We start from the raw sequence: 265 nt of genomic DNA on the forward strand, positions 1-265 counted from the left end.
CCAGAGATTGATGCTTTATTGGAGTCCTTTGAAGACGACTACTTCCTTCAAGACTCAACCGCCGACATCGTTTGGCAAATCTCTGAAGTACTTAATCATGGCAACTCAAGTGAGCCGCTCATCATCATTCGCGACACCCAAACCAAGCAAGGTGACGGTTTCAGCCATATTATGGTTTACGTCCGCTCAAAAGACGACCTATTTGCTGCAACAACTGCGGTACTTGAGCAACTGAATCTCAACGTCTTAAATGCCCGTATCAGTG

1 protein-coding gene is annotated in these 265 nt (G+C 46.0%); it reads left to right on the top strand.

Going from position 1 to position 265, the window contains the following annotated elements:
- Nucleotides 1-265: hypothetical protein (locus A3756_RS27345; RefSeq protein ID WP_197481186.1), on the top strand; the 265-nt coding region annotated here is incomplete at both ends.

The sequence above is a fragment of the Oleiphilus sp. HI0086 genome (assembly GCF_001635225.1).